The 19,248-nt window shown below is 63.6% G+C and carries 19 protein-coding genes; 11 read left to right on the top strand and 8 right to left on the bottom strand.

Translation table 11 applies throughout. The features are described from left to right. Positions 1 to 72: 72 nt before the first annotated feature. The gene (locus tag LG385_RS17165) at positions 73 to 1,101 is read left to right on the top strand and encodes a Glu/Leu/Phe/Val dehydrogenase family protein (protein WP_225775237.1); all 1,029 of its coding nucleotides are present in this window, start codon (positions 73 to 75) and stop codon (positions 1,099 to 1,101) included. A gap of 7 nt (positions 1,102 to 1,108) precedes the next feature. Here the strand turns inward: LG385_RS17165 and LG385_RS17160 are convergent, their stop codons facing one another. Further along, complete coding sequence (locus LG385_RS17160) at positions 1,109 to 2,494, bottom strand: PLP-dependent aminotransferase family protein (RefSeq protein ID WP_225775236.1); 1,386 nt, start codon at positions 2,492 to 2,494, stop codon at positions 1,109 to 1,111. A 117-nt stretch (positions 2,495 to 2,611) separates the two neighbouring features. Between LG385_RS17160 and LG385_RS17155 the strand changes: the two genes are divergently transcribed. Then, positions 2,612 to 3,775, top strand: a complete 1,164-nt coding sequence (locus LG385_RS17155; RefSeq protein WP_225775235.1) for an MFS transporter — start codon at positions 2,612 to 2,614, stop codon at positions 3,773 to 3,775. 9 nt (positions 3,776 to 3,784) lie between these two features. Here LG385_RS17155 and LG385_RS17150 read toward each other — a convergent pair whose 3' ends face one another. Then, positions 3,785 to 4,030, bottom strand: coding sequence for a YebG family protein (locus LG385_RS17150; protein ID WP_181117061.1), 246 nt, complete (start codon positions 4,028 to 4,030; stop codon positions 3,785 to 3,787). Positions 4,031 to 4,181: 151 nt separating this feature from the next. Here LG385_RS17150 and LG385_RS17145 point away from each other — a divergent pair, with 151 nt between their 5' ends. Further along, complete coding sequence (locus LG385_RS17145) at positions 4,182 to 4,679, top strand: phosphate-starvation-inducible protein PsiE (protein ID WP_225775234.1); 498 nt, start codon at positions 4,182 to 4,184, stop codon at positions 4,677 to 4,679. 32 nt (positions 4,680 to 4,711) lie between these two features. On the opposite strand, the gene LG385_RS17140 is transcribed toward LG385_RS17145, so the two are convergent. Next, positions 4,712 to 5,050 carry a DUF3509 domain-containing protein gene (locus LG385_RS17140; RefSeq protein ID WP_225775233.1) on the bottom strand — a complete coding sequence of 113 codons (339 nt, stop codon included), beginning with the start codon at positions 5,048 to 5,050 and terminating at the stop codon, positions 4,712 to 4,714. Positions 5,051 to 5,441: 391 nt separating this feature from the next. On the opposite strand from LG385_RS17140, the gene LG385_RS17135 reads away from it, so the two are divergent. From LG385_RS17135 to LG385_RS17125, 3 genes are read left to right on the top strand one after another with little or no spacing between them, the layout of a single operon-like run. Beyond that, a complete protein-coding gene (locus LG385_RS17135) occupies positions 5,442 to 5,744 on the top strand; it encodes a DUF3649 domain-containing protein (protein WP_225775232.1) in 303 nt (100 codons plus the stop codon). After that, a complete protein-coding gene (locus LG385_RS17130) occupies positions 5,741 to 7,297 on the top strand; it encodes a PepSY-associated TM helix domain-containing protein (protein WP_225775231.1) in 1,557 nt (518 codons plus the stop codon). Before LG385_RS17135 ends, LG385_RS17130 begins: the two co-directional genes overlap by 4 nt. Then, positions 7,297 to 7,617 carry a DUF3325 domain-containing protein gene (locus LG385_RS17125; RefSeq protein WP_225775230.1) on the top strand — a complete coding sequence of 107 codons (321 nt, stop codon included), beginning with the start codon at positions 7,297 to 7,299 and terminating at the stop codon, positions 7,615 to 7,617. Before LG385_RS17130 ends, LG385_RS17125 begins: the two co-directional genes overlap by 1 nt. Here the strand turns inward: LG385_RS17125 and LG385_RS17120 are convergent. Continuing rightward, a complete protein-coding gene (locus LG385_RS17120; RefSeq protein WP_225775229.1) occupies positions 7,611 to 8,498 on the bottom strand; it encodes a helix-turn-helix domain-containing protein in 888 nt (295 codons plus the stop codon). The genes LG385_RS17125 and LG385_RS17120 overlap by 7 nt on opposite strands. Positions 8,499 to 8,635: 137 nt before the next feature. On the opposite strand from LG385_RS17120, the gene LG385_RS17115 reads away from it, so the two are divergent. Further along, positions 8,636 to 9,544 (top strand): DMT family transporter, encoded by a 909-nt coding sequence (locus LG385_RS17115; RefSeq protein ID WP_225775228.1) that lies wholly within the window; start codon positions 8,636 to 8,638, stop codon positions 9,542 to 9,544. Here LG385_RS17115 and LG385_RS17110 read toward each other — a convergent pair. Continuing rightward, positions 9,541 to 10,515: a 2-hydroxyacid dehydrogenase gene (locus LG385_RS17110; RefSeq protein ID WP_225775227.1), complete on the bottom strand. Its 975-nt coding sequence runs from the start codon at positions 10,513 to 10,515 to the stop codon at positions 9,541 to 9,543. The genes LG385_RS17115 and LG385_RS17110 overlap by 4 nt on opposite strands. 124 nt (positions 10,516 to 10,639) lie before the next feature. After that, on the bottom strand, positions 10,640 to 11,593 hold the full coding sequence (locus LG385_RS17105) for a LysR family transcriptional regulator (RefSeq protein ID WP_181117070.1): 954 nt from the start codon (positions 11,591 to 11,593) through the stop codon (positions 10,640 to 10,642). Positions 11,594 to 11,923: 330 nt separating this feature from the next. On the opposite strand from LG385_RS17105, the gene LG385_RS17100 reads away from it, so the two are divergent. Genes LG385_RS17100 through LG385_RS17085 form a run of 4 tightly spaced genes read left to right on the top strand, consistent with a single transcriptional unit; the run spans position 11,924 to position 16,670 of the window. Then, entirely contained in the window at positions 11,924 to 13,456 is a 1,533-nt protein-coding gene (locus LG385_RS17100) for an efflux transporter outer membrane subunit (protein ID WP_225775226.1), read from the top strand. After that, entirely contained in the window at positions 13,453 to 15,621 is a 2,169-nt protein-coding gene (locus LG385_RS17095) for an FUSC family protein (protein ID WP_225775225.1), read from the top strand. The genes LG385_RS17100 and LG385_RS17095 overlap by 4 nt, the downstream gene beginning before the upstream one ends. After that, the gene (locus tag LG385_RS17090) at positions 15,611 to 15,811 is read left to right on the top strand and encodes a DUF1656 domain-containing protein (RefSeq protein ID WP_181117073.1); all 201 of its coding nucleotides are present in this window, start codon (positions 15,611 to 15,613) and stop codon (positions 15,809 to 15,811) included. Before LG385_RS17095 ends, LG385_RS17090 begins: the two co-directional genes overlap by 11 nt. Positions 15,812 to 15,821: 10 nt before the next feature. Further along, the gene (locus tag LG385_RS17085) at positions 15,822 to 16,670 is read left to right on the top strand and encodes an HlyD family secretion protein (protein ID WP_225775224.1); all 849 of its coding nucleotides are present in this window, start codon (positions 15,822 to 15,824) and stop codon (positions 16,668 to 16,670) included. Between the two features lie 86 nt (positions 16,671 to 16,756). Here LG385_RS17085 and LG385_RS17080 read toward each other — a convergent pair whose 3' ends face one another. Both LG385_RS17080 and LG385_RS17075 read right to left on the bottom strand, forming a co-directional pair. Then, the gene (locus tag LG385_RS17080) at positions 16,757 to 17,599 is read right to left on the bottom strand and encodes an SDR family oxidoreductase (protein ID WP_225775223.1); all 843 of its coding nucleotides are present in this window, start codon (positions 17,597 to 17,599) and stop codon (positions 16,757 to 16,759) included. A gap of 72 nt (positions 17,600 to 17,671) precedes the next feature. Continuing rightward, positions 17,672 to 19,066, bottom strand: a complete 1,395-nt coding sequence (locus LG385_RS17075) for a PhoH family protein (protein WP_181117076.1) — start codon at positions 19,064 to 19,066, stop codon at positions 17,672 to 17,674. Between the last annotated feature and the right edge of the window lie 182 nt (positions 19,067 to 19,248).

The raw sequence follows: 19,248 nt of genomic DNA, 5'->3' as shown, positions 1-19,248 counted from the left end.
CATGTGGTGGCCGGGCAAGCTGTCGCGGGCCACCTATACTCTTGCCAATACCGCCTATTCGGAAGCATTCCCATGCTCGCGCTGATGCAACGCACCCGCGTGGAAACCGTGCACCTGACCGTCGATCCGGTTACAGGGCTGCGGGCAATCATCGCCGTACATGCCGGGCGGCCGTTGCCAGCCATTGGAGGCTGCCGTTACCTGGCCTATCCCGACGACGAAAGTGCACTTACCGATGCCATTCGCCTGGCCGAAACCATGACCTACAAGGCTGCGCTGGCGGGCTTGCCGTTCAATGGCGGCAAGGCAGTGATCTTGCGTGGGCCCCATGTAGAGGACCGTGCGAAGCTGTTCGAAGCCTTCGGACGCTTCGTCGACAGCCTGCAAGGGCGTTACATCACGGCCGTGGACAGTGGCACCAGTACGGCTGACATGGACTGCGTGGCGCAGGCCACGAAGTATGTGACGAGTACCACGGCAGCCGGCGATCCCTCGGCGCACACCGCCCTGGGTGTGTTTGCCGGCATACGCAGCACGGCCATGGCCAGGCTGGGCAGCGATAACCTCGAAGGGCTACGGGTGGCCATCCAGGGCCTCGGGCATGTGGGTTACAGCCTGGCCGAACACCTGTACGCGGCAGGCGCCGAGCTGTTGGTCTGCGACACGGACGCTGGCAAAGTGCAGCTGGCGGTAGAGCAGTTCAACGCCCGGCCGATTGCTGGCGATGCGCTGCCTACTACCCCCTGCGACATCTTCGCACCCTGTGCCAATGGCGGCTTGCTCAGCCCCAAGACCGTCGCCCAGCTGAGGTGTGCCGCGGTCGCCGGCTCGGCCAATGCGCAGCTCACGTCGCTTGAGGTGGCCGACCAATTGGAAAGCCGTGGCATTCTGTACGCGCCTGACTACGTCATCAACGCGGGCGGCCTGATCCAGGTAGCGCTGCAATACCAGAGTGTCGACCTCACCGCGATTGCCCCTCACCTCAGCCGGATCGGTGCGCGGCTGACCGATATCTACTCCCAGGCACAGGCTACGCATCGCTCGCCTGCCCGGGTGGCGCAAGAGATCGCCGAGCGGCTGGTGTACGGCGGCGAAGGCTAGCGTAGCGTCAGCCGCGCCTGGGCGTCGCCACTGCCTTGAAGAACGCCCGGGCCCGCGGGTCCGCGCAATAGGCAACGTTCAATCGCAACCACTCGGTAGGTTGCCCGGCGGGTCGGAAAGCGTCGCCCGGGGTAAGCAGTATGCCCAGTGCAGCCGCCTTGGCCATGTACTCCCCAGGCGTGGCCCCCGGGTGCCTGGCCCACACGAACATGCCCCCTTGGGGTTCGGCGAACACCTCCCAGCGGTGCTCCGCCAGGCATTTCAGCGTATGCGCCATGGAGCTGGCGAGGCGCTGGCGCAGGCGCTCCAGTGACTTGCGCCAGGCGCCGCTCGCGAGCAGGGTCGCTACCACGCTCTCGGCAAAACGCTGTGTGCCCAGGCCGGTGGCTTGGGCTACCTCCGCCAGCCGTGGCGTTACCGTCAGCGGGCCGACCACATAGCCTACCCGCAGCGAACAACTGAGGGTTTTGGAGAAGCTGGCGAGGTAAATCACGCGGTTCAGGCCATCCAACGCAGCCAACCGGGTGCTTGGGCCGTTCTGGAAATCTGCATAGATATCGTCCTCGACCAGCAGAAAATCGCGTTGCTCGGCCAACCTCAGCAGGCGATGCGCCACTCGAGGAGACAGGCTCGTCCCGGTGGGGTTCTGATACATGCTGTTCACGAACATGAGCTTCGGCCGATGATCGCGCAGGAGAGCTTCCAGCCTGTCGGGGTCAGGGCCCTCTTTTCCGCGAGGAACGGCTAGCACTTGAACCTGATGCAGCGCCAGCAGGTTGAACAGGTTGTAGTAGCCCGGATCCTCCACGATCACCGTATCGCCGGGGCGAAGGAGCGTGCGCACGATAAGGTCGAGCGCATGGCTGGCCCCTTGGGTGGTCAGTATTTGTTGCGTTTGGGCATGGATATGCACCTGCGACAGGCGCCGTTGTAACTGTGTGCGTAATGCCGGAAGGCCCATGGGCGAGTTGTAGCTGAACAGGGCGGTTGGGTCTTCACGCGTGACGCGGCGGATGGCATGGCCGAGGCAGTCGGCGTCCCGCCAGTCAGTCGGCACCCATCCACAGCCCAGGCGGAGCAGGGCAGGAGAGGCGTCGAATTGAGCCCAGCGAGGGTCTTCAAGGTTGCCAGGCTGTTCGCTGACGACGCTGGCGGGCGATTCACTGGCGAAAAAGCCACTGCCTTGGCGAGGCACCACTGCGCCTTGCGCTACCAGCCGGGCATAGGCTTCTACCACGCTCGAAGGGCTCACCTTATTGTCCGTGGCCAGTTGCCGAATAGAGGGCATGCGCGCGCCAGCACGGACCTTGCCCTCCATCAGCCAGCGGGCAAGTGCGCGAACGATCTGCTCGACGAGGGGATTATCAGACTCGCGATCAAGGCCTAGCTGCATGCGTCATCCACTGTACGGAAGTTTTCGCCACACAGTTAATCACGATCTCGCACCACTGTGCCTTGTTAAAAAACACCCCGGCGCTAGCCTGCAGTCCCCTGTTACTGGAACGCCTCGATGACCCGCTTGCCTGCTCGCCTGTTGTGTATAGCGCTATGCCTGATCACGGCTGCGGTCAACCTGCCAGCGCCGCTGTACCCTGCGTATGCGCAGCTGTCGGGCGCTGGCGCCGGGGCTACGGCCGTTGCATTTGCGGCATACGTATTAGGTGTGTTGCTGGTGTTGCTCCTGTTGGGCGGGCTAGCGGACCGGGTGGGCCGTAAACCTTTGATCGTGACTGCGCTCGCCCTGTCGATGCTGGCGACATTATTGCTATTACAGGCGCCTGGCCTTTACAGCCTCGCTATCGCCCGCAGCTTGCTGGGGCTAGGCACCGCGCTTGCATCGGCCACAGGCATTGCCTATATGACCGAACTGCTGGCGCTGGAACGCCAGGGCGCGGCCCGTGCCGCCAGTTGGGTCACGGCCAGCACATCGCTGGGGTTTGGCTTGGGCGCTGCGGCAACCAGCGTATGCCTGTTGCACACGCCAGGGCTGGCACCTGCCAGTTTCTGGATACAGCTGGTGCTCGCCGGCCTGGCCCTGATGCTAATGCTCAAGCTGCCCGACCCCGCGCCCCGTCGCGCTTCAGCCATGGTACGCCTGCCCTGTTACCCGGCGGGGTGCGTGGGATATGGGCTTGCCATTCTGCTGGCCTGGGCGACATCGGGCGTGGTGATCGCCATTCTTCCCTCCGTATTGCAGGCGGCCGGATTGGGAGCGTGGGCGGGCTTTTCGACATTCAGCGTGATCAGCTGCGGACTGATGTTCCAGCCGCTGGCGCGGCGAATGCCTGCACGCCGTGCCGTGGCGCTTGGCCTGGCCATACTGCCGCCGAGTTACGCCCTGATTGCTTGGGGCGCACTGAATGGCCAACTGGCGGTGGTGCTGGCGGGTACGGTCGCGGCCAGTAGTGCCTGCTACGGGTTCATTTACCTCGGCGGGTTGGGCGCGATTGCCGCCCAGGCTGGCGCGGAAATGCCCCGTGCCAGTGCGGGCTTTTTCCTGTTGGCCTATGCAGGCTTCAGCGTGCCCGTGGTGTTCACCGGGCTGATCGCGGACCACTTTACGCCGGCAAGCGGGCTCTGGGCGTTCGGAGGCGCCTTGACGCTCGGCACCTTGGCGCTGCTGGCGGCAATGGCCAGGCGCACCCCCTTGCGGGCGAGCATTGCCAAGGCATGAAGCCAGGGGCTATTTGAGCTCTGCGAGTGCCTCGACATTGCTCTTGAACGCCGCGGCGAAGACGGCGCGGTTTTTCGCGAGGAAAATACCGATTTCCTCGGCCTGGTTCTCGCTCAGGCCTTCGATGTTCTTTTCCAGAACCTGGCCGACCACTTCGGCCAGTTCCAGCATTTGATCGTGAGCGTCTGCGAGTTTCCTATCCAAGAATATGGTCTCCAGGTCACGAGTACTTCGGTACAGGACTTCAACAGCCATGAGGGCCTCTCAAGCGTGTAGGTGCATATGCTGGTTATTTATACAGTGTCATGAGCGCGCAGGCAAGCCTGTGGCCTTGATTCTGCATGCGCCATCTGTTGTAACACCGGTCGGGCACGCTGCCCGGGTCACCGCAGAAGGATGATAGACAGTGAAGATCAATTGGGCCGACGCGTTGCGAGGGCGCGTGCATGACTGCGCGGAGTCGCTGGGGAACCTGCTGGTAGAAGGGTTTCATTACCTGGCGTTGTTCGCCATCGGCGGGGTCACCGCCTGGGCGGCGGTTATGGCGTTCCTGCAGATGCTCGAAAAGGGCTCGATCAGCGTGGACGACATCCTGTTGCTGTTCATCTACCTGGAGCTGGGCGCCATGGTGGGGATCTATTTCAAGACCAACCACATGCCTGTGCGTTTCCTGATCTACGTAGCGATCACCGCACTCACCCGCCTGCTGATTTCCGACGTGTCCCACCACGCGCCAGCAGACCTTGGGGTGGTGTACCTGTCAGGCGCGATTCTGCTGCTGGCATTCGCGATTCTGGTGGTGCGCTACGCGTCGTCGCGGTTCCCGTCGATCAAGATCGAGGGCCCTCAGCGCAAGCGAGCGGGCAAGGTCGAAGTGGTGGAGCTGGAGAAGGGCGAAACCTGAGTCAGCCTTCAGCCAGTGCCTTGCGGGCTGGGTTACAAGCCCGCGCCGCGCGCCGCTGTGTGTTCGGCGCGCCAGGCGGTGGCGCCGGTGCCTTGAGGAAGTAGAGGCTGGCGGCTGCCGTCGGTCATTGCCGTGAGCATCTCCATCGCGCTGCCACCGTGCTCGATGGCAATGCCGAACTTGATGCTTTCGATCAACCGCTGCAAGCGCTTGGGATCGTTGCGCTGGGCAGGGCTGATCATCCGCTTGGCGACCATCCCCGTCTCGTTGGACAAGGTGAGCATGATAGTCCCGTCGAGGCCCTGAATACTCAGGTTCACGCGGTAGTCGGGTTGAAATGCTTCGCTGATGATCTGAAAGGGGTTGTCCATACTTCACCTGACTGGTCGAGACTGCACCTATTGACTGGGGCGGCCAGTGATAGTTCTCGCGATCCTGACCGTCGGTTCAACCCCACGATCAACCCTCAAGCCCTTGCTGCTAGCTTGTACCCGTGATGTGCAAGGCGCGTGCCGTGGCCTGGCCTTTATCTACGTTACCCTCGGCAATGGCCGGCTCCATGGGGCCCTGCCTTGAAAAGTGGCGTTAAGCCATTGAGCGGTATGGCTATTTAACATCTATTAGCACGCTACCCTTCGGGCATCTATCCCCCTCCTTGGCAAGGATCCGCACTGCGGCGGTGCGCGCGCATGAGGTTTCTTTGCTTATGAGAATGTTTATCAATAGAATCGCACGCTCCGCCTCCGCCTTGATCGGCTGCCCATGAAAAAGCCTGCCCCCGTTCCCGCCCGTTATCGGCTGGGTGTGTTGTCCCGCTGCCTGGCCGCCAGCCTCGGTGGCTACGCGCTCACCACCGCCGCCAGTGCTTTTGTGGGCGCGGTATGGCCCAGCCCGCCGGCGCAGGCAGCAGCGGGTGCGATGATGCTGGGCCTGGTGATCTATGTGGCCGCAACCCTCTGGGTATTCGCCTGCCGCAGCGCGGCCAGGGCCTGGCTGGGCATAGGCGCCGGCACGCTGGTGCTCGCAGTGGCAGACATCGGCTTGTATCGGATTGCGACCGCATGAGAGAAAGCTTTCGGCAGGCGATGGCCTGGCTGCATACCTGGCTGGGGCTGACCTTTGGCTGGCTGCTGTTCGCGATGTTTCTTACCGGTACGCTCAGCTATTTCAAGGACGAAGTCACCCATTGGGCGCAGCCGGAAGTACCCGTGCGCCCGCTCGACACCCGTGCGGCGCTTGGGTATGCCCAAGCCTTCATGCAGCAGGCGGCGCCTGGCGCGTCGAACTGGTACATCATGCCCCCCGACGATCGCCGCCCGGGGCTGGAAGTGATGTGGCAGGCGCCAGCCGAACAGGGCGGGGCCTTTATCAGCAAGTTGCTGGACCCGGCCACTGGGCAGTTACTGGCGGTTCGGGACAGCAAAGGCGGCGACTTTTTCTACCGCTTCCATTACGAACTGGAGCTTGGCTACCCGTTTGGCCGCTGGGTCGCGAGCTTTGCCGCCTTGGCGATGCTCGTTACCATGGTGAGCGGCATCATTACCCACAAAAAGATCTTCAAGGAGTTCTTCACCTTCCGCCCCGGCAAGGGGCAACGCTCCTGGCTTGACGGTCACAACGCCGTGGGCGTGCTGGCCCTTCCGTTTCACCTGATGATCACGTACAGCGGGTTGGTGATATTCATGGCAATGCTGCTGCCCGCCACCCTGTTCACTGTCTATAAAGGGGCGCCCGCCGCTTTTTATCAGGATGTGTTCCCTAACGCGTTCCCAGGGGCCGCATCCGGGCAGCCAGCTTCGGCGGCATCGCTGCCCCGGCTGTATGACGAGGCGATGGCCGAGTGGCCTGGCGCGCGGTTTGCCCGGGTAGAGGTACAAAACCCGGGCGACGGTGCCGCGCGTGTGGTGTTCTATCGCCATCCCGGCGACCGCATCGCTTATGTACCTGGCGCCAGCCTGGCATTCGACGGTGTTACCGGGGCCCTGCTGGGCAGCAGCGTTGCCGACAAGGGGGCCTTGTTGGTGGCAGGTGGGTTCTATGGCCTGCACATGGGGCAGTTCGCGAATATGGCGGAGCGCTGGCTGTATTTCATCTTCGGCCTGGGCGGCACCGCGATGATCGGTACCGGCCTGGTGTTGTGGCTGAGCAAGCGGCAGCTCAAGTACGCACGCGAACCGAAGTCGCCGTTTGGCGTGCGCTGTGTCGCCACGCTTAACCTTGCAAGCATGGCGGGGCTGGTGTTGGCTGTTGCGGCGTTCTTCTGCGCCAATCGTTTACTCTCGGTTCAACTGCAGGAGCGCGCGGGCTGGGAGGTTCGGGTGTTCTTCCTTACCTGGCTCCTGACCTTGGCCCATGCCGTTCTGCGTCAAGGGCAGCAGCGGGGCTGGGTCGAGCAGCTCAGTGCCGCGGCGGTAATGTTCGCGGCCTTGCCCGTGCTTGGAATTTTCTACACAGGCCGGGGCTTGACCACTGCCGTTGCCGAGGGTGACTGGGCAACCGCCGGGGTGGACCTCACCTCTGTACTGGTTGCCGTGCTGCTGGCCTGGCTGGCGCGCAAGGTCGCGCGCCGTTCGGCCGCGCAGGCCTCGCCGGTTCGGCCTGCGCGGGTGATGCCTTGATGCTGCTTGGGGCTTCACTGTGCTACGCCGGGTTCAGCGCCTTGTGCCTGGCGATGGATCGCCACCATCAGGACCTGCTTGGCGCCAAGCCCGGCCGCCAGCGGAAGCGGCTGCTGCGATTGTCAGGGGTGCTGCTGCTGGCTGTCGCGTTGGCGCTGATGATTGCCTCTTCCGGTTGGGCCATGGGGCTGGTTCGCGCGGTGGGGCTGGCGATGGCGAGCGCAGGGGTGCTGGTAGCGTTGTTACCTTACTGGCCGCGCATGGCATTGGCGCTGGCCACCGGCGGGGTGCCGGCCACGCTGGTGTTCGGTACCTATTGAAGCGTGGGCGTGCCCAACGCTGCGCGATAGGCCGCCGGGGCCATGCCCACTGCCTGGCTGAAGCGAGTACTGAAGTGGCTGGAGCTGGCAAAGCCGCACGCAAGGCTGATATCAGCAAGTAACGGGGTTCGGTTGGCCAACAAGCGTTTGGCCATGGCAATGCGCCGCGCCAGCACGAAACGATGAGGTGGCACCCCCAGGCTGAGGCGGAACATGCGGGCGAAATGGAATTCGGACAAGCAGCACACCGCAGCCAGTTCGCCCAGGCTTAGCGGCGCCGAAAGGTTCGCTTCGATGTACTCGAGCACGTGGCGGCGTTGCGCGGGCGCCAGGCCGCCTTTGAATTCGAACACCTTGCGCGGCGCTATCTGGGTATGCAGGGCATGGCCCAGCATTTCATGGGCCAGGCTGCTGGTGAGCAGGCGCTCGGCGGGCTCGTTCCAGTCCAGCGCCACCAGGCGGGCGAAACGGCGAGCCTGTTCGGCGTCATCCACGAAGGTGCGCTCGTTCAACGCCAGGGCACGGGGCTCGCGGTCGAACAAAGCGATGCACCCAAGTGCGAATTGCTCCTCGCTGAAATACAGATGCGCCAGCCGAATGGGCCCATTGATGACCCACGCCGAGTCGTGCCCGGCGGGCAATACGCAGAGCTTGCCGGGGGCGCCGTTACGCTGCGGGCGCTCGCGGCGGTGGGTGCCAGTGCCGCCGGCGAGGTAGCAAGAGAGCGTATGGTGCCCGGGGCCCTGGTAATGCCGCGCGTCGTTGCGGTTGTTCCACACTGCCGCCACCAATCCATCGCCCAGCCCGGCCCGCTGCTCCAGGCGCGCGTGCGGCGACTGGCGCAGCGCTTCGAATACGTCGATCTCGTGCAGGGCTTTCATGGGGCACTCCTTCCGGGTGGTTCATCCTAACGCGGCCCGGCGTGTTTACCAGCAGCACGCCAATCAAAAGCGCAGGAATCTGAAAGCGCGCCTTCCAGTCACACCCTCACACTGGCCGCCAGATTATGGAGGTGGTAATGACTATCGCGCTTTATCTGCTTACGGTGCTGATCTGGGGCACCACCTGGATCGCCCTCAAACTGCAACTGGGCGAGGTAGCCATCGCCGCGTCGATCGTTTACCGCTTCGCGCTGGCCGCTGTCGTGTTGTTTGCCGTGTTGCTGGCCACCCGACGGTTGCAGCCCATGGGCCGGCGTGGCCACGGTTTGGCCGTTGCTCAGGGGCTGTGCCTGTTCTGCCTTAACTTCGTGTGCTTCCTGCATGCCAGCCAATACATCGCCAGCGGGCTGGTGGCCGTGGTGTTTTCTACCTCTACGGTCTGGAATGCGCTGAACGCTCGGCTGTGGTTCGGCCAGCGCATCAGCCCCCGGGTGATAGTCGGTGGCGCACTGGGCCTGGCAGGGCTTGGTTTGCTGTTCTGGCCTGAGGTGGCCGGCCATGGCGCAGGTCAGCAGACACTGATGGGCGTGGGCCTGGCGCTGCTCGGTACGTTGTGTTTTTCGGCGGGCAATCTGCTGTCCACCCTTCATCAGAAGAATGGCATTCGACCCGCGACCAGCAATGCCTGGGGCATGGGTTACGGCGCAATGATGTTGGCCGCATGGTGCGTCGCCAGTGGTACGCCCTTCGGCTTCGACCTGGCACCCGCGTATGTCGGGGCGTTGCTGTACCTGGCTATCCCCGGCTCGGTCATCGCCTTTACCGCCTACCTCACCTTGGTCGGTCGCCTGGGTGCGGAACGGGCAGCGTACTGCACGGTGCTGTTCCCGATCGTGGCCTTGAACGTGTCCGCCGGATACGAAGGCTATACCTGGAGCGCACCGGCCCTGTTCGGGCTGGTGCTGGTACTGGGTGGGAACGTACTGGTGTTCAGCAAGGGGAGGGTGGCCAAGCCAGCCGCCCCCACTCTTTCGTACAGAACCTAGCCTTTGAAGGTGTCAGGGTTCACCAGGTCGGTGGGGCGCTGGCCCTTGAGCGCGGCGGTGAGGTTCGCCATTGCCCGCTCTGCCATGGCGGCACGGGTTTCGCCGGTGGCCGAACCGATATGGGGCAGGGTCACAACGTTCTTCAAGGCGAACAATGGCGACTCCGCCAGTGGCTCGCGCTCGTACACGTCCAACCCGGCACCGCGAATGGTGCCGTTCTGCAAGGCTTCGACCAGCGCGGGTTCGTCTACTACCGGGCCGCGGGCGATGTTGATCAGGAACGCCGATTTTTTCATCAGCCCCAGTTCGCGATGGCTGATCAGGTGGCGGGTTTTTTCGCTCAACGGCACCACCAGGCACACGAAATCGGCCTTGGCCAGCAGTTCATCAAGCTCGCAGAAGGTTGCACCCAGTTCCGCTTCCAGGGCGGGCTTGCGGCTGTTACCGCTGTACAGCACCGGCATGTTGAAGCCCAGGCGGCCCCGCCGTGCGATGGCTGCGCCAATATTGCCAAGGCCGACGATGCCCAGGGTTTTGCCGTGCACATCGCTGCCGAACAGGTCGGGGCCAACAGTGGCTTTCCACTGACCAGCCTTGGTCCAGGCGTCCAGCTCTGCGGTGCGGCGCGCGCTGGCCATGATCAATGAAAAGCCCAGGTCGGCCGTGCTCTCGGTCAGCACATCAGGTGTGTTCGTCAGCTGAATGCCGCGGCCTGTCAGGTAGCCCACGTCGTAGTTGTCGTAACCCACCGACACGCTGGAAATCACCTCCAGCTGTGCGGCGTCCTTGAGCTGGGCTTCACCCAACTGCCGGCCCGCGCCGATCAGGCCATGAGCCCTGGGCAGCGCCTCGTTGAACTGTGCCGACACATCACCCTGTTTCGGGTTAGGCACGATCACATCGAAATCCTGTTCCAGGCGTTCGACCATCTGCGGGGTGATGCGGCTGAAAGCGAGTACGGTCTTTCTCATCGGGCACGGTTTCCGGTTGTCTGGGAGATGGAAAGCTACAAGTTGCAAGCCTCAAGCTGCAAGCTTGAAGCGGTGCGCGGTGAAGCCACTTGCAGCTTGAAACGTACAGCTTGCGGCTTGTGGCTTACAGCTTGCCGCTCAAGACCTGCTCGTGGTTGCGCAGGTCGGCGTCCTGGGCGGCGAGGATGTCGGGCAATGAGCCGCGCAAGTATTCGACCCAGGTCTTGATCTTCGCATCCAGGTACTGTCGCGAGGGGTAGATGGCATACAGGTTGAGCTCTTGCAGGCGGTACTCGGGCATCATCCGCACCAGCGTGCCGTTGCGCAGGCCTTCGATGGCCGCGTAGATCGGCAGCACCCCAACGCCCATGCCGCTGGAAATTGCGGTTTTCATGGCGTCGGCCGAGTTCACCTGGAAGGGCGCGTTGGTGATGTTGATCATCTCCTGGCCTTCCGGGCCATCGAAGAACCAGCGTTCGAGTTGCACCACCGGGCTTACCAGGCGCAGGCAGGCATGATTGCGCAGGTCGCCGGGCTTACGCGCCACCCCATGGGTTTTCACATAGTCGGGGGATGCGCACACGATGCTGTAGGTAATTCCCAGCCGTTGCGACACAAAGCCTGAATCCGGCAGCTCGCTGGCCAGCACGATGGACACGTCATAGCCTTCGTCAAGCAGGTCCGGCACGCGGTTGGCCAGGGTGAGGTCGAACGTCACGTCCGGATGAACCTTGCGGTACCGGGCAATGGCGTCGATCACGAAGTGCTGGCCGATCCCGGTCATGGTATGCACTTTCAGTTGGCCAGCCGGGCGGGCGTGCGCATCGCTCGCCTCGGCTTCCGCTTCCTCCACGAAGGCCAGAATCTGCTCGCAACGCAGCAGGTAACGTTTGCCCGCCTCGGTCAGGGCGATACGCCGGGTAGTGCGGTTAAGCAGCCGGGTTTGCAAATGTGCTTCGAGGTTGGAAATGGCGCGGGAAATGTTGGCAGTAGTGGTGTCCAGCTGCACGGCCGCCGCGGTGAAGCTGCCAGCTTCAGCCACGCAGGTGAAGGCGCGCATGTTTTGCAGGGTGTCCATGGCTCGCTCTCTGAATGAACCGGCCGATTGTCGCATGAAGTTACACAATCGTAACCCTTGCCTGGCTTATCCATTAACGGTTTCATGCGCTGTATATGCTGTCCACCTTGTGGGAAGCGGCGCGGCCGGCCAGCCGGGCAGCTTGCGCATGTTCTTTTTCCTTTTACGCGAGCTAGCGCCCGCTTTTTACAAAGGTTCGATATCGCCTTGGATTGTCTCAAGGCGCGTAACAAAGAATCGCCACAAGTGCTGCTTATCGCCCGCTCAAGCGCACCCTAGAATGGCCTCGCTAAGTACCCTGCCCAACCCCCTTCTTCGGAACCCGCCGCTGTGCCGCGTCGCTTTTCTCGTGCGCTTGAAGCACTTATTGCCTGTGCGTTTACAACCTGTATAAGCGGCTGCGTCGGCACCGGTGGCATCGCCCCGAACGCCAAGGTGCCCGCGCCTGATCAGCTGGCTACCGACGAAGCGATACGCGCTGCGGCCACAGAGGCACGCTGGCCGAGCGCGCAGTGGTGGCAAGGCTTCGGTGACCCGCAATTGAACCAATGGGTGGCGATGGCGGTTGAGGGTAGCCCGAGCCTGGCGGTAGCCTCCGCGCGATTGCGCCAGGCCCGCGCCGCCGCGGGGCTGGCCGAAGCACGCGAGGCGCCGCAGTTAAGTGCCGAGGGTGCCTTGCACCGTCGCAACTGGCCAACCGATGGCTTTTACGGGCCGGGCGACCTGGCCAATCAAACCACCTGGGACAACAACGCCGGGCTCAGCCTGAGCTACGACTTCGATTTGTGGGGCCGCGACCGCAATGCCAGCGAGCGTGCGCTGGACCTCGCCCACCAGGCCGCCGCCGAAGTACGGCAAGCCCACTTGGCGCTGACCCATGATGTGGTGCGCGTGTACATCGGCATGGCGCTGAGCTATGCCAGGCAGGACATCTTGCAGGCGACGTTGGCGCAGCAATCCCAGGTGTTGGACCTGGCGAACAAGCGGTTGCGGGCGGGGATTGGTACTCAGCTGGAAGTGAGCCAGGCGCAAACCGTGATTCCGGAAACCCATCGTCAGCTGGACGAACTCGACGAGCAGATCGCCCAGGCCCGCAACCAATTGGCGGCCTTGGCCGGCAAGGGGCCAGGAGACGCCTCTGCTATTGTGCGGCCCCGCTTGCAGTTGGCCGCGCCCCTTGGTTTGCCCAGTGGCCTGCCTGCGCAATTGCTGGGTCAGCGCCCGGACGTGGTTGCCAGTCGCTGGCAAGTGGCGGCACAGGCCCGCGGGATCGACGTGGCACGCGCGGGCTTCTATCCGAACGTGAACCTTGGCGCCAGCCTGGCCTACATGACCACCGGCGGCGGCATGCTGGAATTTCTCACCGGCAACAAGCTGGGTTACAGCGTGGGGCCTGCGTTCAGCTTGCCGATCTTCGATGGCGGGCGCCTGCGCGCCGAGTTGGGCGAAGCGGCGGCGGGCTATGACTTGGCCGTGGCGCAATACAAGCAGGTGCTGGCCGATGCGTTGCGGGACGTTTCTGATCAGTTGATTCGGGGTGAATCACTGACGCATCAGGCGGCGTTCGCTGATGAGTCGGTCGCCAATGCCCAGCGCGCCTACGATTTGGCACGGGTGGGCTGGCAGCGCGGGCTTACCGGCTACCTTGACGTACTGCAGGCGCAAACCGCATTGCTGCGCCAGCAAACCATACAGCAGCAGGTTCAGGCTTCCAGGCTCGCCGCCCAGGCCGACCTGATCACCGCCTTGGGAGGTGGCTTGGAGGCTGGCCGGGATGCCCCCGCCGCCGACCGCTTGAACCCGCCTGCCACGCCCGCCGTGCTTACCCGGCTTGATACCGTGCGTGGCGCGGTGCAGCCATGACCACAGCGCGTATGCCGCTGGGCGAACAGTTACACCGCGGTTGGCTGGAATGGGCACGCAGCGATGGTGTGACTTGGGTGTTCATCTTCAAGGTATTGCTGGCAGCGTTTCTCACGCTGTGGCTGGCCATGCGCCTGGAATTCCCCCAACCGCGCACAGCCATGATCACGGTGTTTATCGTGATGCAGCCGCAAAGCGGGCAGGTGTTCGCCAAAAGCTTTTACCGGCTGCTGGGCACTTTGGCTGGCGCTGTGGTGACGGTACTGCTGATAGCGCTGTTTCCTCAGAATACCGAACTATTCCTGCCCAGCCTGGCGCTGTGGGTAGGGCTGTGTTCGGCCGGGGCTGTGCGTCAGCGCAATTTCCGTGGTTATGGCTTTGTGTTGGCGGGCTACACCGCCGCGATGATCGGCCTGCCGGTGTTGGCCCACCCGGAGGGCGCATTTTTCGCCGCCGCCTGGCGGGTATTGGAGATCTGTCTGGGCTTGTTGGTGGCCACCAGCGTAAGCGCCGCGGTATTGCCCCAATCGGCGAGCGCTGCCATGCGCAACGCCTTGTATCAACGCTTCGGCGTATTCGCGGCCGTGGTGGTGGACGGTTTGCGCGGGGTGGCCACCGATCAGGGGCTTGAAGCCAGCAACGTACGCTTCCTCGCCGAGGCCGTGGGGCTGGAAGGCCTGCGCAGCGCCACGGCATTCGAAGACCCGCATATGCGCCGGCGCAGCGGCCGCGTGAGCCGGCTCAACAGCGAATTCATGGCCCTGACCACCCGCTTCAATGCGCTGCACCAGCTGCTCGCCCGCACCCGCGATAACGGCCAGGTGCGCGACTTCATCGTGCCGGGGCTGGAGCGTTTCGCCGCGTGCCTCGCCCCGTTCAGTGGCCGGCCGCTGACCGTGGACGATGCCAGCCGCCTGGCGGTTGCGCTGGAGCACCATCAGGCTGGTTTCGCCGAGCAGGTACGCACGCTGCGCGCCGGCTTTCTGGAGACCAGCCCCAGCGAAGCAGACTTGCTGGACTTTCACACCGCGTTCGAATTGCTGTTCCGCTTTGCCGATACCCTTCACGGCTACGCCTTGACCCATGCCTCGTTGGCGTCCCATCGGCATGAGCGCGAACAATGGGACCAGCCCTATGCAACGCACACATCCTGGCTGGCTTCCCTGGCGGCGGGGTTCCGCGGTGCGCTGGTGCTGGTGGGGTTGGGGAGTTACTGGATCGCCACCGCCTGGCCCAGCGGCGGCACCATGACGCTGGTAGCGGCCGCGACGGTAGGCCTGTCGGCGGCCACGCCAAACCCCCGAAGGATGTCGTTCCAGATGGCCTGCGGCACCTTGCTCGGCGCCTGCACAGGCTTTGTCGAGCACTTCTTCATTTACCCGCACATCGATGGGTTCGCGCTGTTGTGCCTGGTGCTGGCCCCGGTATTCGCCTTCGGTGCGTTTCTCGCCTCGCGCCCACCGTTGGCAGGGTATGGCCTGGGCTTGCTGATTTTCTTCTCGATCGGCTCGGTCCCCGACAACCTGACCGTGTACAACCCCTATGGCTTTATCAATGACTACATCGCCATGGTGATCGGCATGCTGATCTGCGCCGCCGCGGGCGCGATCATCCTGCCGCCCAATGCCGGCTGGATGTGGCGCCGGCTCGAATCCGAGCTACGGCGCCTGATGGTGTTCGCGGTCAGTGGTGAGTCGCGGCGGCTGGCGAGCAGCTTCGAAAGCCGCGCGCGGGATATTGTGCACCACGCTTACGGGCTGGCTGCGGCCCAGCCGCGGGTGCAGCGTGACTTGATGCGCTGGATGCTGCTGGTGCTCGAGATAGGCCATGCGGTGATCGAGATCCGCCGGGAGCAGGATGACCTGTTCGTGCACCCGGCGTATGCCGAGAACCAGCCGTGGCGGCAGGCAATCCGCGCCATGGGGCGGGCCTTGATCCGGTTGTTCATCCAGCCGGTGGCTGCGAACCGCGAGCGAGCGCTGGCGGCGGTGGACCAGGCCATCGGCAGCGTGCGCGAGGCAGACGAGCCCTTCGCCCGGCATTTCGATACCTCGGTGCTGCGGCGTGTGCAGAGCTACCTGCACTTCATTCGCAGCAGCCTGCTTGACCCCCGCTCACCGCTGGCCGAACTGCCAGCTTCGTCAGGAACCGCCCATGCCGCGTGAAATAGCCTTCCATGGCGTGTATATGCCCGTTTTGACCGTGCTGTTGCTGCTGGCGATGGGCCTGGCCTGGGTGCTGGACCGCGTGCTCGCCAGCCTGGACGTGTACCGCTGGTTCTGGCACCCCGCATTGCTGCGCCTGAGCCTGTTCTTTTGTATTTTCGGCGCGCTGGCGCTAACCGTTTACCGTTGAGATCGACGCGATGAAAAAGCTGTTCAGCCTGGTTGGCACCTTGGTCGTATTCGGCGTGGCCGTGTTCCTCGGGCGCCTGCTGTGGGTCGATTACATGGATACCCCGTGGACCCGGGACGGCCGCGTGCGGGCGGATATCATCAATGTGGCCGCCGATGTGTCCGGCTATGTAGTCGCGGTGCCGGTGAAAGACAACCAGCGCGTGCGCAAGGGCGACCTGCTGATCCAGGTCGATCCGGCGCATTATCAGGTGGCGGTGGATCAGGCCAAGGCATTGGTGGCCGCCCGCAGGGCAACCTGGGACATGCGCAAGCTCAACGCCCGCCGCCGCGCCGACCTCGACGCCATGGTGATTTCCAAAGAGAACCAGGAAGACGCCGGCAGCATCGCCGACGCCGCCCAGGCGCAATACCAGCAGGCCCAGGCCGCGCTGGCGGCGGCCGAGCTGAACCTGGCGCGCACCCGGGTGGTGGCCCAGGTCGATGGTTACGTGACCAACCTGAATGTGCATGCTGGCGATTATGCCCGCGCAGGGGAGGCCAAGATGGCCGTGGTGGATGAGCACTCGTTCTGGGTGTACGGCTTTTTCGAGGAAACCAAATTGCCCCATGTGCATGTAGGCGATGCCGCCGAGATGCAGATGATGAGCGGCGAAACCCTCAAGGGGCATGTTGAAAGCATTGCCCGCGGGATCTACGACCGCGACAACCCGGAAAGCCGCGAACTGCTCGCCGACGTGAACCCTACCTTCAACTGGGTGCGCCTGGCCCAGCGCGTGCCAGTGCGCATCCATCTGGATGAAGTACCCGAAGGCATGTTGCTGGCGGCGGGCACAACCTGCACCGTTCTCATCCACTGATCTCCCATTCGCGACCTCCGCCCCTCCTGGCAGCGGGTTCAGCCGTGTGGGACCCGGCGTAGCCTGGGAATGGAAACCGGTGCAGGTTAAGAGTGATCTCGCGAGTGATTGCGCTTCGTTAACCCGAATGCCCGGCGCAAGCCCCATTCCAGCAACGCCTTGGGCACCAGCGCCGCCAGCAGCGGCAGCGTTCGGCTGCCGCGGCCTACCCTTAGCAGGCGAGGCGGGTCAGGGCGGGCCAGGGCCTGGGTGATACGGTCGGCCACCTCGGCGGCTGGGGTAGGGTGGTTCTGTGACGCGCGGGCCCGGTGGCGAATGCCGTCACGCATGGGCCACCACGGCGAGCCTTCAGCGATCACCTGTTCGGCTGCCGCGCTGGCGTTATCGGCGAAGCGGGTAGCGATGGCCCCCGGCTGCACCTCCATCACCCGCACCCCGAAGGGCGCCAGCTCCATACGCAAGGCATCGCTCAGCGCATGCACCGCCGCCTTGGACGCGCAATAGGCCCCGGCGAACGGCGTGACCATCACACCACTTACACTCCCGATGTTCACCACCACGCCGCGGTTTTTCCGAAGCAGTGGAAACAATGCCCGCGTTACGCCTACCAGGCCCACCACATTGGCATCGAACTGGCGCCTCAACAGGGCATCGCCTTGATCGAGCAGCGGGCCCATGGCGCCATAACCTGCATTGTTGACCAGCACATCAAGCCCCTTGCCTTCGGCGGTCAACCGCGCCGCAAGGGCCTGGCACTGCTGTTCGTCCGTTACGTCCAGTACCTGCGCCGAAAAGCCCGCCGCGGCCAGTTGGGCAACATCTGCCGGCTGGCGGGCGGTGGCCCATACATGATGGCCGGCCGCGCGCAGGGCGTGAGCCAGCGCCAGGCCAATGCCGCTTGAGCAACCGGTGATCAAAGAAACAGGCATGGGCGCCTCCAGTGAATGGAAGCGGCCATGCTAGCCAAGGAAGAGGCCTGGCGAAACCGCCAGGCCGTGCGATTACAGGTGGGATTCGGCGTATTCGGCCAGGATCGAGCGCGGCACCCCTTGCAGGGTGATGTGAACGCCGTGCGGGAAGTCCTTGAAGCGTTCGGTCAGGTAGGTCAGGCCCGAACTCGTCGCAGACAGGTACGGTGTATCGATCTGCGCCAGGTTGCCCAGGCAGACCACCTTGGACCCCGCACCGGCACGCGTGATGATGGTTTTCATCTGGTGTGGCGTGAGGTTCTGGCACTCGTCGATCAGGATCAGGCTCTGCTGGAAACTGCGGCCGCGGATGTAGTTCAGGGATTTGAACTGCAGCGGCACCTTGCTCAGGATGTAGTCCACGCTACCGTGGGTGTTTTCGTCGTCCATGTGCAAGGCTTCAAGGTTGTCGGTGATGGCTCCCAGCCACGGCTCCATCTTCTCGGCCTCGGTCCCCGGCAAAAAGCCGATTTCCTGGTCCAGCCCCTGCACGCTGCGGGTGGCGATGATGCGCCGGTAGCGCTTGCTCACCATGGTCTGCTCGATCGCCGCGGCCAAGGCAAGAATCGTCTTGCCCGAGCCTGCCGCACCAGAGAGGTTTACCAGGTGAATGTCTGGGTCCAGCAGCGCGAAGAGCGCCAGCGCCTGGTGGATGTCCCTGGGCTTGAGCCCCCAGGCTTCCTGGTGCAGCAGTGGCTCTTGATGCATGTCAAGGATCATCAGTTCGTCGTTGCGTACAGCCTTGATCCAGCCGACGAAACCTTGCTCATCGATGATGAACTCGTTGATGTGCGCGGAGGGCAATACTTCGGCTAGCTGCACCCGGTGCCAGGTACGGCCATGGTCCTGACGCGTGTCCACTTTCTGAACACGGTCCCAGAAGGAGCCCGACACCGTGTGATAGCCCCGAGATAGCAGCGAAACGTCGTCGACCAGCTGGTCGGTGCTGTAATCCTCGGCGGCAATGCCGCAGGCGCGGGCCTTGAGCCGCATGTTGATGTCTTTGGTTACCAACACCACGTCCAGCTGAGGGCGTCGCGCATGCAGGTCGATCAACTGATTGATGATGACGTTGTCGTTCAAGTGATCCGGCAGCGGGCTCTCCAGTGCGCCGCGTTTGTTCATGAGAATGGACAGGTAACCCTTGGGATCGCCTTTTCCGCGCTGGATCGGCACGCCTTGTTCGACATCCTGCGGAGAGGCCTCGCCCAGCACCTTGTCGATCAAGCGAATAGCCTGCCGGCACTCGGCGGCCACCGAGTGCTTGCCGTCCTTGAGCTTGTCCAGCTCCTCGAGCACGGTCATCGGGATGGCTACGTGGTGTTCCTGGAAGTTGAGCAGTGCGTTGGGATCGTGGATCAGGACGTTGGTGTCCAGCACATACAGGATGGGCTGGTGGGTGGAGAGAGTGCGTCCTTGTTCATCCATACTCGGTCACCTTTCGTGGGAGCCAGTCGACGCAATACCCATGCGGTGCTGCGCCTCGAACGGCCGCCGTTACTCCAATGGGAGACCTGGCGACAAAAAGCGGGGTCGGGTGTGGACGCCACCTGTGTCGGCAGGGTTCGGCGGTCTGTTTCTTAGTACTCCAAAACCTGTGACCGAACAAA

Source organism: Pseudomonas sp. Marseille-Q5115 (assembly GCF_916618905.1).
In the GTDB taxonomy this organism is placed as follows: domain Bacteria; phylum Pseudomonadota; class Gammaproteobacteria; order Pseudomonadales; family Pseudomonadaceae; genus Aquipseudomonas; species Aquipseudomonas japonica_A.
Note: the sequence above shows the minus strand (reverse complement) of the source record. Positions and strands in the feature narration are given on the sequence as shown.